We start from the raw sequence: 14,091 nt of genomic DNA, 5'->3' as shown, positions 1-14,091 counted from the left end.
GATATATAAATAAAATGTTTCGCGGTTTTAGTCGCTATTTATAAGTTTAAATTCAAAACTATTTTTTAGGAGTTCATTGTACGGTAAGGGGGATGTCTTATAAGGGGATACTGTTGATTATCTTCAAGTGATGATTATCACAAAAACTGTATCCAACTGCGGGTGAATGTAATCATTATTTGTTCTTGTTGTTTATTGGGTGTTAAATTCCCTGCGATTTTAAACATATGATAACGAATGCAGTACTTATAAAATCATTTTATAAGATTAAATATGGTTAATGTCGAAGTGCACACACACATCTCGCTATGCATTTTGGTTTTTATTAGATATTTATCCTGAAATCTTGATTTTGTTGGAGAATTATCCATATTTTACGACTTGTATGTGGAAAATAGATCCAATGATTGGTAGTGTGTGCTTCTGTCTTTGTAAGGTTTTAGGTTTTTGTGCTTAAAATATAAGCTAATTCAATCTAAATCACTGCCGTTCAGTGAGCTTTGCAAAGATGTCATGGATGCAATACATAAAACTTGGAGTTTACTAAATGTACAAGAATAAAATCACTCAGGCCCTTCTTCTAGGTGCTGGTTTGGCAGTGGCTGCCTCTTCTACTCTTTCTATTGCTGCTGAAGTACCAGCGGGTACTAAGCTAGCAGAAAAACAAGAAATCGTTCGTGGTAATGGAACTGAGGTTGCGACTATTGACCCTCATAAGTCATCAGGTGTACCCGAGTCTCACGTTATTCGCGATCTTCTAGAAGGCCTAGTCAACCAAGACAGTGATGGTAATACTATTCCTGGTGTAGCAGAAAGCTGGGAAACGACAGACAACCAAACCTTTACTTTCCACTTACGTAAAGACGCAAAATGGTCCAATGGCGACCCTGTAACCGCTCAAGATTTCGTTTACAGCTGGCAGCGTTTTGTTGATCCTGCAACGGCTTCTCCTTATTCTTGGTATATGGAATTTACTAAGATGGCGAATGCCAAAGAAATTATTGAGGGTAAAAAAGATAAAAGTACACTAGGTGTGAAAGCAGTAGACGCACATACATTAGTTGTTGAACTTGAAACTCCAGTTCCTTATTTTGTGATGATGATGGGGCACACCTCGACCAAGCCAGTTCATCAGGCAACGGTAGAGAAGTACGGCGATCAGTGGACTAAACCCGGGCATTTTGTTGGTAATGGCGCTTATGTGCTTGACAAGTGGGTCGTTAACGAGCGTATGGTTTTTAAGCGCAATGAACAATATTGGGATAATGACAAAACAGTTATTAACAAGGTAACTATCCTCCCTATCGAAAACTCTAATGCAGAGATGAACCGTTTTCTCTCGGGTGAAATCGATATCTCCTATGATTTACCAATTGAGCATTTCAAACGCATGCAGAAAGAACATCCTGAGGATCTTTCTGTTGTCGGTAACCTTTGTAGCTATTACTACTCGTTCAATACTAACAAAAAACCTTTTGACGATGTTCGTGTTCGTAAAGCTATCTCTTATGCGGTTGATCGCGATATCGTCTCAAATGCTATTATGGGGCAAGGCCAGAAACCTGCATACTTCTTAACGCCTGAAATTACAGCTGGTTTTGATCCCGAGTTACCGCAATATGCTGAAATGTCGCAAAAAGAACGTAATGCGGAAGCTGCTCGCCTGTTAGCAGAAGCCGGATATACCAAAGACAACCCTTTGGAATTTACTCTTCTCTACAATACGGATGAGAACCACAAGAAAGTGGCGGTAGCACTTGGCTCTATGTGGAAAAAAACACTGGGTTTAAAAGTTACGCTTGAGAACCAAGAGTGGAAAACTTATCTGTCTTCTAAGGATACGGGCAATTTCGAAGTTGCACGAGCAGGCTGGTGTGGTGACTACAATGAAGCATCGACGTTCCTCACGCTCATGACAAGTGAAAACACCAGCGGCGGCCAGCATTGGGGCAGTAAGCAATACGACACTATAATCGACAATGCCATTCACTCTACATCAGAGCAAGAGCGTAAAGCTTTGTACTTAGAGGCTGAAAAGCTTATGGCTCAAGAAATGCCGATTGTCCCTATCTATCAATATGTGAAGACTCGTCTACTGAATCCTCATGTCGGTGGCTTCCCTGCGAATAACGCACAAGAAATGATTTATTCAAAAGACCTGTATATCAAGGCGCAATAATCACCATTTCTACCCTCAAAAGTTAACATAACTATAACGATATTGGCACTACATGCGCAGGTTGCGCATGTAGCGCTTCCTTCATTTTCATTGTCACAGTCTAAAAGAGTGAGTTTATGCTTAAATTCATTATGAAAAGAATATTTGAAGCAATTCCAACCATGTTGGTGCTGATCACTATCTCTTTTTGTCTCATGCGTTTCGCCCCAGGTAACCCGTTTTCAAGCGAACGTGCTCTACCGCCAGAAGTTATGGCAAATATTGAAGCTAAATATGGCCTAGATAAACCAGTTTTTGAGCAGTACACCACGTACCTGACCAATATCCTACAAGGTGATTTTGGCCCTTCGTTTAAGTATTTGGATTACTCGGTTAATGAACTGATTTCTGCTGCGCTACCAGTATCGGCCAAAGTCGGTTTCATCGCCTTTATCTTTACGGTCATCATGGGGGTCTCCGTTGGTACCATCGCTGCGTTAAAACACAATACTTGGATTGATTACACCATCATGTCGACAGCCATGCTCGGGGTTGTTATGCCTTCGTTTGTACTTGCCCCCGCTTTGATCTACGTATTTTCGTTACATTTTAATCTTTTCCCTGCTGGTGGTTGGTTAGACGGTTCGGCGAAATATCTTGTGTTGCCTGTCCTTGCAATGTCGTTCCTCTACGTTGCAACTTTTGCCCGAATCACTCGTGGTTCAATGATTGAAACACTGAACAGTAACTTTATCCGAACTGCTCGCGCGAAGGGGTTAAGCTATCGTTATATTGTTATTAAACATGCTCTTAAGCCAGCACTGCTGCCTGTTGTTTCCTACATGGGGCCAGCCTTCGTAGGTATCATCACAGGTTCAGTCGTTGTTGAAACCATCTTCGGCCTACCAGGTATCGGCAAGCTTTTTGTTAACGCCGCGTTCAACCGTGACTACTCGCTTGTAATGGGTGTAACTATCTTGATTGGTTTCCTATTCATCTTGTTTAACGCGATTGTTGATATTTTGTTAGCGGTTATTGACCCGAAAATTCGCTACTAACAGGGACTGGTTATGTTGAAGAAAAAAGAAAATTTAGAAGCGATCGAAAAGTTCTCTGAGAGTTTGGAGATTGAAGGTCGTAGTTTATGGCAGGATGCTCGTATTCGTTTCATGCGTAACAAAGCGGCGATGGTCAGCCTGTTCATCCTTACTATTATGGTACTGGCGGTTATCTTTTTGCCGATGCTGGCTCAGTATACTTACGATGATACCGACTGGTATGCAATGCACGTAGGTCCTAATGCTGACCACTGGTTTGGTACCGATAGCTTAGGTCGTGATTTGTATGTACGTACTCTAATTGGTGGCCGCATCTCATTGATGGTTGGTGTGATGGGTGCCTTTGTAGCAGTATTGATTGGAACGCTTTACGGTGCAGCTTCAGGCTTCATCGGCGGCCGTACTGACCGAGTGATGATGCGTATCTTAGAAATATTGTACGCAGTACCATTCATGTTCCTAGTAATCGTTCTAGTGACATTCTTTGGTCGTAACATCATTCTCATCTTCGTTGCGATTGGTGCGATTGCTTGGCTAGATATGGCGCGTATCGTACGTGGCCAAACGCTGAGTTTACGTAGTAAAGAGTTCATTGAAGCTGCACACGTATGTGGTGTAAGCAAATGGAAGATCATTACACGTCACATCGTTCCAAACGTTCTAGGTATCGTAGCGGTTTACTCTACGCTGCTTATTCCGAGCATGATCCTTACAGAATCATTCTTATCTTTCCTTGGTCTTGGTGTTCAAGAGCCTATGACAAGCTGGGGCGCATTGCTTCAAGAAGGTTCGCAAACAATGGAAGTTGCAATTTGGCAACTGGCATTCCCTGCGGCATTCATGGTAGTCACGCTGTTCTGCTTTAACTACGTAGGCGATGGTCTGCGCGACGCGCTTGATCCAAAAGACAGATAAAAATTAATAGCAAATAAAACTACAAAAGCTATAAAAGATTAAGGAAGCAATGATGAGCTTATTAGATGTCAAAGACCTGCGCGTCGAATTTACCACGCAAGATGGTATCGTAACCGCAGTAAACGACTTGAACTTCTCACTTAACCAAGGCGAAACGCTGGGTATTGTTGGTGAGTCAGGTTCAGGTAAATCACAGACTGTATTCTCTATCATGGGGTTGTTGGCAAAAAACGGCATCATCTCTGGTAGTGCAAAATTCGAAGGTAAAGAGATCCTTAACCTTCCAGAAAAAGAACTGAACAAAGTTCGTGCTGAACAGATCGCGATGATCTTCCAAGATCCGATGACATCACTGAACCCTTACATGAAAGTAAGTGATCAGCTGATGGAAGTACTTATGCTGCACAAAGGCATGAGTAAAGCGGAAGCATTCGAAGAATCAGTACGCATGCTTGAGGCGGTTAAAATCCCTGAAGCACGTAAGCGTATCACCATGTACCCCCACGAATTCTCTGGCGGTATGCGTCAGCGTGTAATGATTGCAATGGCGCTACTTTGTCGTCCTAAGTTGCTTATCGCCGATGAGCCGACAACAGCATTGGACGTAACCATTCAAGCACAAATTATGGAACTGCTGAACGAACTGAAAGATGAGTTCAATACGGCAATCATCATGATTACCCACGATTTGGGTGTTGTTGCGGGTTCTTGTGACAAAGTACTTGTTATGTACGCAGGTCGTACAATGGAGTACGGTACGGTTGATGAAATCTTCTACAACCCAAGTCACCCATATGCGGAAGGTCTACTGAAAGCGATCCCTCGTTTGGATACAGAAGGTGAGATCCTACCGACTATTCCAGGTAACCCACCAAACTTACTTCGCCTGCCAACAGGCTGTCCTTACCAAGACCGTTGTCACCGTGTAATGGACCGTTGTAAGCAAGAAGCACCGATTCTGACTCCATTTGGTCAAGGCGACCGTCAGCGTGCTTGTTTTTCTGATTGGGAGGCTTGGACAAAATGAGCGTAGTAGATAAGCAGTTATTATTAGATATTAAAGACTTGAAAGTTCACTTTAGCATTGCGGCTAAATCAGCGTGGCCTTGGGCAAAACCTTCAAACCTAAAAGCAGTTGATGGCGTTGATATCCACCTTTACGAAGGTGAGACGCTGGGTGTAGTAGGCGAGTCTGGTTGTGGTAAATCGACGTTTGCTCGTGCAATCATTGGTTTGGTTGAAGCAACTGACGGTGAAGTCATGTGGTTGGGTCAAGACTTAACTAAGATGCAAGAAGTACAACGTCGCGAAACTCGTAAAGAGATTCAGATGATCTTCCAAGACCCACTAGCATCGCTTAACCCACGTATGTCAGTTGGTGACATTATTGCTGAGCCGCTAGAGACGTTCTACCCAGAACTTTCTAAGCAGGAAGTGAAGGACCGCGTTAAAGAGATGATGGCGAAGGTAGGTCTACTGCCAAACGTAATCAACCGTTACCCGCACGAGTTCTCTGGTGGTCAGTGTCAGCGTATTGGTATCGCACGTGCACTTATCTTGAAGCCTAAGATGATCATCTGTGACGAACCTGTTTCGGCACTTGACGTATCTATCCAAGCTCAAGTTGTTAACCTGCTGAAAGAGCTACAAAAAGAGCTAGGTCTTTCGTTAGTATTCATCGCGCACGACTTGTCAGTGGTTAAGCACATCTCAGACCGTGTATTGGTAATGTACTTGGGTAATGCGGTTGAGTTGGGTGAATCAGATGCACTGTTTTCTGATCCAAAGCACCCGTACACCAAAGCGTTGATGTCTGCGGTTCCTATTCCAGATCCTCGCTTAGAGCGTAGTAAAACAATCCAGATGCTGGAGGGCGATCTACCATCGCCAATTAACCCACCATCAGGTTGTGTTTTCCGTACTCGTTGCCCACAAGCTACAGAAGCTTGTGCACAAACTAAGCCGACAATTCAAGGCGATGACGTTCACGCAGTATCTTGCTTGCACGTACAAGTCTAGAGCCAATTTAAAACGGTTCAGCCTGTGACAGGCTTAAGCGCGACTAGTTTTTAGAGTCGCGCTTTTTTTGTACTGCAGGCCTAGTTCCTATATTTAGCTCAACAGCCTCATCAAATAATTCGAACAACTAAGCCAACTTCTTCTAGTTTTGAAAAAGTTGGCTTTTTTTATACTAGAGAAAAGTTAGCATCACAGAGGTTTGGATATGGGTAAGTTAGTTGAAGGTGTTTGGCACGATGTGTGGTACGACACTAAAGAAAGTGGTGGTAAGTTCGTTCGTGAAGATGCGGGCTTTCGTAACTGGGTTGAGAATAAGGCCGGTGCGCCATTTGAGCCAGAAAGTGGTCGTTACCACCTATACGTATCGTTAGCTTGCCCTTGGGCACACCGCACACTTATCTTCCGAGAACTTAAAGACCTAACAGATCATATTGATGTGACGGTGGTTTGCCCGGATATGATGAGTGAAGGTTGGCAAATGGGCTTACCTGAGCCGTTGTTTGGTCATACTCGCATGCACCAAATCTACACCCAAGCCAAACCGGACTATTCAGGTCGAGTCACGGTTCCTGTTTTATGGGATAAGAAAACCAATACCATTGTGAGCAATGAGTCGTCTGAAATCATCCGCATGTTTAACTCAGAATTTAATGAGCTAACGGGCAACACCGATGATTACTACCCATGGGAGTTGGCGAGCAAGATTGACGAATGGAACGACTACATCTATCCGAACATCAACAATGGCGTTTATCGTACTGGATTTGCAACTACACAAGAAGCTTATGAAGAGGCGTATGACGCGTTATTTGAAGCGTTAGATAAAGTGGATGCGCATCTTAGTGAGAACCGTTATTTAGCGGGAGAGCAGATTACTGAAGCGGATTGGCGGTTGTTCACGACCTTGGTTCGATTCGATGCTGTGTATGTGGGTCACTTCAAGTGTAACAAGCAACGAATTGCGGATTACAAACATATCCAAGGTTATCTAAAAGAGCTCTATCAAATAGAGGGTATTAAAGAGACGACGGATTTCTACCACATTAAGCGTCATTACTATTACAGCCACACTGGTATCAACCCGACTCAAGTGGTGCCTAAAGGACCTGATCTGGATTTAGATTCGCCTCACGGACGTGGTTAGAATCATTAATTAATTCGCTTTTCTTCAGGCGTAAAAAACCCTAGATAAACATCTAGGGTTTTTGCTTTCTGAAAAAGAAAATTAGTTAACTACTTTTTCTTCAGCTTGCGCAGCTTGGTCTGCTTGGATAGCCGTTAGAGCTACTGTGTACACGATATCGTCTACTAGAGCGCCACGAGACAAGTCATTTACTGGCTTGCGCATACCTTGAAGCATTGGACCGATAGATACTAGATCTGCTGAACGTTGTACCGCTTTGTAAGTCGTGTTACCAGTGTTTAGGTCTGGGAATACGAATACAGTCGCTTTACCAGCTACTGGAGAGTTCGGTGCTTTAGAAGCAGCAACGTTTTCCATGATAGCAGCATCGTATTGTAGAGGACCGTCGATCACTAGATCTGGACGTTTCTCTTGAGCAAGCTTCGTCGCTTCACGTACTTTATCTACGTCTGCACCCTTACCAGATTCACCAGTAGAGTAAGAGATCATAGCAACGCGTGGGTCGATACCGAATGCCGCAGCAGAATCTGCAGATTGGATAGCGATTTCAGCAAGCTGTTCAGCTGTTGGATCTGGGTTGATCGCACAGTCACCGTAAACCAGTACTTGGTCAGGCAGTAGCATGAAGAATACAGAAGATACGATAGACGCATCTGGTGCAGTCTTGATGATTTGGAACGGAGGAACGATAGTGTTCGCAGTAGTGTGAACAGCACCAGAAACCAGGCCGTCTACTTCACCGTTTTCAAGCATCATTGTGCCTAGGAATACTGAGTCTTGTAGCTTCTCACGAGCAACAACTTCAGTCATGCCTTTCGCGCCACGTAGCTCAACTAGACGAGCTACGTAGTTTTCACGCACTTCATCAGAGTTGATGATCGTTACGCCAGCACCTAGCTCAACACCTTGTTGTGCTGCAACACGACGGATTTCTTCAGGGTTACCTAGAAGCACACATTCTGCAATGCCGCGCTCTGCACATATAGCCGCAGCTTTAACTGTACGTGGCTCATCACCTTCAGGAAGAACGATACGTTTGCCAGCTTTACGAGCGAACTCAGTTAGTTGGTAACGGAATGCTGGTGGGCTTAGACGACGAGACTTCTCAGTACCTTCCGTCATTGACTCGATCCAGTTGCCATCGATGTGACCCGCAACGTGTTCGTTGATGAACTCGATACGCTCTTTATCGTCTGCTGGTACTTCCAGGCTGAAGCTCTGTAGGTTCAGAGATGTCTGCCAAGTGTTACCTTGTGCTTTAAAGATTGGAAGACCAGTCTCTAGAGCAGGCTTGATTAGGTCTTGGATTTCCGCAGGGATATCGTAACCACCAGTTAGAAGAACAGCACCAATCTCAACGCCGTTCATTGCTGCAAGTGCTGCTGCAACGATAACGTCAGGACGGTCAGCCGAAGTCACAAGTAGTGAACCTGGCTTGAAGTGTTCAATCATGTGCGGTAGAGAACGCGCACAGAAAGTGATGCTCTTAATACGACGAGTATTCAGTTCACCTTCGTTGATGATCTCAGCGTTTAGGTGAGAAGCCATATCTGCAGCACGAGTAGCGATTAGCTCGATGCTCCAAGGCACACAACCAAGAACACGGATTGGAGAAGTGTTGAAGATCTCCATTACTTTTAGTTCGCTTTGCTGAGCGCTGTCTGCATCGTCAAAGATTTCAGATAGGTCAGGGCGAGTACGGCCTGCTTCATCTACTGGAGCGTTAAGCTTGTTGATGATAACGCCAGAGATGTTTTTGTTCTTAGTGCCGCCGAAGTTAGAACATGCTACTTCGATACGCTCTTTAAGTTGAGCAGGGTTGTCAGTACCCGGAGTTGCAACAAGTACAATCTCTGCACCTAATGTTGCAGCAATTTCTGCGTTCACTTGGTTAGCGAATGGGTGCTTACGAGTTGGTACTAGACCTTCGATAAGAGTTACGTCAGCATCTTTGTTGATCTGGTTGTAACGCTCAACAACTGTTTCTAGTAGCTCGTCCATGTTGTCGTTACCGATTAGGCTTTCAGCAACAGACATAGCAAGAGGTTGACCGATCTTAACATCGCTGTTTACGCCAACGATAGTTGAAGTTAGATCAGGTTGGTCGCCACCAGAACGTGGTTGAGAGATTGGTTTGTAGAAAGAAACCTTAACGCCCTTGCGCTCCATTGCGCGAAGAACACCCATGCTTGCGCTAGTTAGACCAACACCAGCACTAGTAGGGATAAGCATAATAGTACGAGACATTCGTATGAGTACCTTTAGCTATTGGATTAAAAAAGCTCAACTTCATATTCCTATTTAAGGGTAGGAATAGGAATAGAAGCTGAGCCCCATTTTTATCAAAAGACCGCCGACTCGTTAAAGCCTGCGGTCCTAAATTTGATTAAAGACCTGCTAGTTTCGCAGTGTCTTCAGCAATTACTAGCTCTTCGTTAGTAGAGATAACCATTGCAGGGATACGGCTGTTAGCTGTAGTGATAGTACCTTCGCCGCCGAAACGAGCTTTAAGGTTAGCTTCACCGTCAACTTCGATGCCGAAGATGCCTAGGCGGTTTAGAACCATTTCACGGATTGGGCCAGAGTTCTCGCCGATGCCGCCAGTGAAAGTGATTGCGTCTAGACGACCTTCTAGAGTTGCAGTGTAACCAGCAACGTATTTAGCTAGACGGTGACAGAACACGTCCATTGCACGAGTTGCTTCTTCTTTCTCACCGTAGTTGTCTTCAACGAAACGACAGTCAGAAGTCACTTCAGTTAGACCAGCAAGACCAGACTCTTTAGTTAGCATGTTGTTGATTTCTTCAACAGAGTAGCCAAGAGCGTCGTGTAGGTGGAAGATGATTGCAGGATCTAGGTCACCACAACGAGTACCCATTACTAGACCTTCAAGAGGAGTAAGGCCCATAGAAGTATCTACAGATTTACCGTTCTTGATTGCACATACAGAAGCGCCGTTACCTAGGTGACAGTTGATGATGTTAACTTCTTCAACTGGCTTGTTTAGTAGGCCTGCAACTTCACGAGTGATGAATAGGTGAGAAGTACCGTGCATGCCGTAACGACGGATGCCGTGCTCTTTGTACAGGTTGTACGGTAGAGCGTATAGGTAAGACTCAGAAGGCATTGTTTGGTGGAACGCAGTGTCAAATACAGCAACGTTTTTAAGGCCTGGGAAGTTCTGTTGAGCAGCTTCGATACCGATTAGGTGAGCTGGGTTGTGAAGAGGTGCGAAAGTCGCAGCGTCTTGAATACCCTTAAGAACGTCATCTGTGATTAGTGCAGATTGAGTGAACTGCTCGCCGCCGTGTACGATACGGTGACCGATAGCGCCAAGGTTAGCTTTAAGCTCAGGCTTAGAAGCAAGAATAGTTTCTACCATGAAAGATAGTGCTTCTACGTGAGCTGCGCCCGCGCCTAGTTGTGCTTCGTGCTTGCCGTCAAGTTTCCACTTCATACGAGCTTCTGGAAGACCTAGACACTCAGCAAGACCAGTTAGGTGCTCTGCACCTGTTTCTGCATCAACAACAGCGAATTTAAGAGAAGAACTACCACAGTTTAAAACTAAAACTAGCTTAGACATTAATGACTACCTGTTAATTTTTCTGATCGAAATCAGTTAAGGATGAAAATTAATCTCAAGAATAGACGAAGCTCGCTAGCTTGCGTACTAACCTTGGTCAAAAAAACGTTAATTTCCGTATTAAAGTGAAAGCGCACTTTTTAAGCAAAAGCGGCTTGTGCATTCCTTGCAGAAGTCTTCTCAAAGTTGCTTAAATTGTAAATAAGGGCAACAATGAGATTGAGGTCTGCAAATAATAGCGATATTGTGCAAATATAACAAAAAAATTTGAAAGAATATTATTTTTCGTCAAATTTTTGTGTTTTTAGTTGATGATTTCAACTTTTTTTTAATGGGAGACTCATATGAGCAATAGAGTTGGTTTAGCTGGCAGTTTAAAAGATGGCCAAAAGTACATGGATCTCTGGCCTGTTCGAAAAGAGTTAAACGCTATTTTCCCAGAGCAACGCATCATTAAAGCGACGCGCTTTGGTGTTAAGGTAATGCCTGCGATCGCTGCTATCAGTGTTCTTACGCAAATGGTTTTTAATAATTACCAAGCAATGCCACAAGCTGTGGTCATGGCTTTGTTCGCTATTAGCTTGCCACTTCAAGGCATGTGGTGGTTAGGTAACCGTTCAAACACTCAACTTCCGCCGGCTTTGGTCTCTTGGTATCGAGAGTTACACGAAAAGATCACTGACACTGGGTTCGCGTTAGAGCCGATGAAGCCGCGCCCTCGTTATAAAGAATTAGCCATTATCCTTAACCGCGCTTTTCGTCAGTTAGACAAGTCGTCAATGGAGCGCTGGTTCTAAAAACACCTCACATCTCCCTATAGGCCTGAGAGCATCGATATTCTACATACTTGCTTGCTCTCAGAGCTAACACTTGCATATCTTATTCACCCCATTTCTTATCGTATCCCAAAGCAAACCTAGCTTTCCTCGCATAATTCGAGCCTTGTTGTGTTTTTGTTAAATATCACTTCAAGTTATCAATTGTTACTGGTAATAATATCAATAGTGATTTGATGTTGTTCTCTTTGATCGAGCAATAACAATGGAAGCTTGATTCAGGGAGTGTGAATGGGTTTAGTAAAAAAAGTATTAACGGCAGTTTTGAGCTGTTCTCTGCTGCTATGGACTAGCAGTGTGATGGCAAACATTGCGAAAGTGTCGGTGTCACAAGTGGTCGATCACCCAGATTTAAACGCGACACGTTTAGGGCTTCTTGAAGGGCTAAGAGCAAAAGGTTATGAGCCTGGGAAAAATCTCGAGTTTTCTTACGAAATGGCGGAAGGCAATCCAGCGCAGGCAGCGAAAATAGCCAGAGAGCTCGTCAGCGAAAATCCTCATGTGTTGGTCGGTATCGCGACGCCAAGCTCACAGGCGCTGGTTTCGGCAACTCGGTCTATTCCTATCGTGTTCACGGCTGTCACAGATCCTATCGGTGCAAGGCTTGTCAAACAACTCGAAAAACCAGGGCGAAATGTAACCGGTCTTTCTGATCTATCCCCGATTGTTCAGCATGTCTCATTGATCAAAGAGTTGTTGCCAGAGGCTAACTCCATCGGTGTGGTTTATAACCCGGCTGAATCGAACGCTGTCGCCTTAATTGCGTTACTGAAGAAAGCAAGCCGAGACTTTGGCTATGAGCTTCATACTGAAAAAGCGTTGACCATCGAAGATGTGGAATCAAAAGCAGAATTATTGGCAAAGCGATCTGATGTCATCTATGCGCTGACCGACAATACGGTGGCTAGTGGTGTGGAAGGCCTTATTAAAGCGGCAAGCCAAGAGGGCATTCCGGTAGTGGCGGGTGCGATGTCTTATGTTAGCAAGGGAGCTATAGCAGGTTTGGGCCTTGATTATTACGACGTTGGTGTACAAACCGCCGATTATGTTGCCGCGATTTTGAACGGGCAAAAGCCTGGCAAGTTGAGTGTAAAGACTGCCCAGAGTTCGCAATTGGTGGTGAACTTAGAGGCTGCTCAAAAATTGGGTGTGACGATACCTGAATCTGTGGTGGAACGAGCGAAGCTACATCAGCAATGAGAAGCTTTACGTGGCTATAACGACCGGTAAAGATCGTATTGAATTCTAGCCACGTTGTTCAGTCGAAATGCTTAAATAGACAGTTCGAGAGGGGAGAGCTATGCAGGCTGATTGTACAGCTCTTGGTGGCGTTTGATCTGCTCGACAATAGGCGCGGCTTTTTTGTAGGTTCTGATTTCTCGGAACAGTTCTTCCGCTTCTGGGTACTCTTTACGCAGGTACACAAACCACTGTTTTACACGGTTTGGATAGTAAAGACCTTTATCGCCCTCAATTTCGAACTCTGAATAGCGCAACAGCAGAGCAATAACCTCTATCCATGGCATTGGCTGGTGGTTGTGCTTGACCACGTTACCAAGGTTTGGAACGTTGAATGCGCCTCGGCATACCATGAGTGAATCGACACCTGTCGTTTTAATGCAATCTTGACCGTCTTGATAATTCCATATTTCGCCATTCGCGATCAAAGGTAGCGATGTCTTCTGGCGGATCTGATTAATGTAATCCCACTTGATTTCACTTGCCTTGTAGCCACCGGTTTTGGTTCTTGCATGAACCGTCAGTTCGTCCGCTTTGGCTTGTTCAATCGCATCGACAATCTCAAAGCACTCATCTGGGTGTTCCCAGCCTAAACGAATTTTAGCGGAAACAGGGATGTGCTCAGGAACGGCTTCTCGGGTCGCTTTAACAACTTGGTAGATAAGCTCAGGTTCTTTCAGTAAAGATGCGCCACCGTTACTCTTATTTACCGCTTTTGCTGGGCAACCGAAGTTTAGATCGATACCTTTGGCACCAAGGTTCGCAGCTTGAATCGCATTTTCTGCCATCCATTTCGGGTGTTGACCGAGTAACTGTACATGGACAGGAACGCCCGCCATCGTTTGAGAGCCTTGATGAAGCTCAGGGCACAAGCGATGGAATACATGCGGCGGCAATAGTTGATCAGTAACACGCACGAATTCGGTTACGCAGAGATCGTAATCATTGAGCTCAGTGAGAATTTCACGCATTAGGTGGTCTAGAACGCCCTCCATAGGGCCAAGTATTACTCGCATGCTGATCTACCGAAACATCTCTGTCCTGAAAATAAAGAGGCGTGATTGTACGGCTTGCCTACATGTTTGTCACTATGAGTGTGGCTTTGCCTATATGGAGAGCGGCTCTATGGGTTAAAGGCG

Annotated in this window: 11 protein-coding genes; 8 read left to right on the top strand and 3 right to left on the bottom strand. The window is 44.5% G+C overall.

The genetic code is table 11. The features are described from left to right. Positions 1-547: 547 nt before the first annotated feature. The 6 genes from OCV52_RS10630 to OCV52_RS10605 all read left to right on the top strand — a co-directional run bounded on the left by OCV52_RS10630 (position 548) and on the right by OCV52_RS10605 (position 7,294). Positions 548-2,179, top strand: a complete 1,632-nt coding sequence (locus OCV52_RS10630; protein ID WP_137408083.1) for an ABC transporter substrate-binding protein — start codon at positions 548-550, stop codon at positions 2,177-2,179. Between the two features lie 116 nt (positions 2,180-2,295). Next, positions 2,296-3,216, top strand: a complete 921-nt coding sequence (oppB, locus tag OCV52_RS10625) for an oligopeptide ABC transporter permease OppB (RefSeq protein WP_017107312.1) — start codon at positions 2,296-2,298, stop codon at positions 3,214-3,216. 12 nt (positions 3,217-3,228) lie between these two features. Next, positions 3,229-4,131: an oligopeptide ABC transporter permease OppC gene (gene oppC, locus OCV52_RS10620; RefSeq protein WP_137408084.1), complete on the top strand. Its 903-nt coding sequence runs from the start codon at positions 3,229-3,231 to the stop codon at positions 4,129-4,131. Between the two features lie 52 nt (positions 4,132-4,183). Then, positions 4,184-5,158 carry an ABC transporter ATP-binding protein gene (gene oppD, locus OCV52_RS10615; RefSeq protein ID WP_170222456.1) on the top strand — a complete coding sequence of 325 codons (975 nt, stop codon included), beginning with the start codon at positions 4,184-4,186 and terminating at the stop codon, positions 5,156-5,158. Beyond that, the gene (gene oppF, locus OCV52_RS10610; RefSeq protein WP_061033797.1) at positions 5,155-6,150 is read left to right on the top strand and encodes a murein tripeptide/oligopeptide ABC transporter ATP binding protein OppF; all 996 of its coding nucleotides are present in this window, start codon (positions 5,155-5,157) and stop codon (positions 6,148-6,150) included. Before oppD ends, oppF begins: the two co-directional genes overlap by 4 nt. A 205-nt stretch (positions 6,151-6,355) precedes the next feature. Continuing rightward, positions 6,356-7,294, top strand: a complete 939-nt coding sequence (locus OCV52_RS10605) for a glutathione S-transferase family protein (protein WP_137408086.1) — start codon at positions 6,356-6,358, stop codon at positions 7,292-7,294. 81 nt (positions 7,295-7,375) lie between these two features. Here OCV52_RS10605 and pta read toward each other — a convergent pair whose 3' ends face one another. Together pta and OCV52_RS10595 are read right to left on the bottom strand one after the other, a co-directional pair. Next, a complete protein-coding gene (pta, locus tag OCV52_RS10600; RefSeq protein ID WP_105057414.1) occupies positions 7,376-9,541 on the bottom strand; it encodes a phosphate acetyltransferase in 2,166 nt (721 codons plus the stop codon). A 139-nt stretch (positions 9,542-9,680) separates the two neighbouring features. Beyond that, positions 9,681-10,877, bottom strand: coding sequence for an acetate kinase (locus OCV52_RS10595; protein ID WP_004737356.1), 1,197 nt, complete (start codon positions 10,875-10,877; stop codon positions 9,681-9,683). Positions 10,878-11,221: 344 nt separating this feature from the next. Between OCV52_RS10595 and yfbV the strand changes: the two genes are divergently transcribed. Both yfbV and OCV52_RS10585 read left to right on the top strand, forming a co-directional pair. Beyond that, entirely contained in the window at positions 11,222-11,674 is a 453-nt protein-coding gene (gene yfbV, locus OCV52_RS10590; protein WP_137408087.1) for a terminus macrodomain insulation protein YfbV, read from the top strand. A 270-nt stretch (positions 11,675-11,944) separates the two neighbouring features. Further along, positions 11,945-12,913, top strand: coding sequence for an ABC transporter substrate-binding protein (locus OCV52_RS10585; RefSeq protein WP_137408088.1), 969 nt, complete (start codon positions 11,945-11,947; stop codon positions 12,911-12,913). 98 nt (positions 12,914-13,011) lie between these two features. Here the strand turns inward: OCV52_RS10585 and dusC are convergent, their stop codons facing one another. Next, entirely contained in the window at positions 13,012-13,968 is a 957-nt protein-coding gene (dusC, locus tag OCV52_RS10580) for a tRNA dihydrouridine(16) synthase DusC (protein WP_137408089.1), read from the bottom strand. Positions 13,969-14,091 lie beyond the last annotated feature (123 nt).

It is taken from the genome of Vibrio chagasii, assembly GCF_024347355.1.
In the GTDB taxonomy this organism is placed as follows: Bacteria; Pseudomonadota; Gammaproteobacteria; order Enterobacterales; family Vibrionaceae; genus Vibrio; species Vibrio chagasii.
Note: the sequence above shows the minus strand (reverse complement) of the source record. Positions and strands in the feature narration are given on the sequence as shown.

Excerpts from the sequence above, each read along its gene's own strand:
- OCV52_RS10630 (WP_137408083.1), top strand. The coding sequence starts at position 548 with ATGTACAAGAATAAAATCACTCAGGCCCTTCTTCTAGGTGCTGGTTTG.
- oppB (WP_017107312.1), top strand. The coding sequence starts at position 2,296 with ATGCTTAAATTCATTATGAAAAGAATATTTGAAGCAATTCCAACCATG.
- oppC (WP_137408084.1), top strand. The coding sequence starts at position 3,229 with ATGTTGAAGAAAAAAGAAAATTTAGAAGCGATCGAAAAGTTCTCTGAG.
- oppD (WP_170222456.1), top strand. The coding sequence starts at position 4,184 with ATGAGCTTATTAGATGTCAAAGACCTGCGCGTCGAATTTACCACGCAA.
- oppF (WP_061033797.1), top strand. The coding sequence starts at position 5,155 with ATGAGCGTAGTAGATAAGCAGTTATTATTAGATATTAAAGACTTGAAA.
- OCV52_RS10605 (WP_137408086.1), top strand. The coding sequence starts at position 6,356 with ATGGGTAAGTTAGTTGAAGGTGTTTGGCACGATGTGTGGTACGACACT.
- pta (WP_105057414.1), bottom strand. The coding sequence starts at position 9,541 with ATGTCTCGTACTATTATGCTTATCCCTACTAGTGCTGGTGTTGGTCTA.
- OCV52_RS10595 (WP_004737356.1), bottom strand. The coding sequence starts at position 10,877 with ATGTCTAAGCTAGTTTTAGTTTTAAACTGTGGTAGTTCTTCTCTTAAA.
- yfbV (WP_137408087.1), top strand. The coding sequence starts at position 11,222 with ATGAGCAATAGAGTTGGTTTAGCTGGCAGTTTAAAAGATGGCCAAAAG.
- OCV52_RS10585 (WP_137408088.1), top strand. The coding sequence starts at position 11,945 with ATGGGTTTAGTAAAAAAAGTATTAACGGCAGTTTTGAGCTGTTCTCTG.
- dusC (WP_137408089.1), bottom strand. The coding sequence starts at position 13,968 with ATGCGAGTAATACTTGGCCCTATGGAGGGCGTTCTAGACCACCTAATG.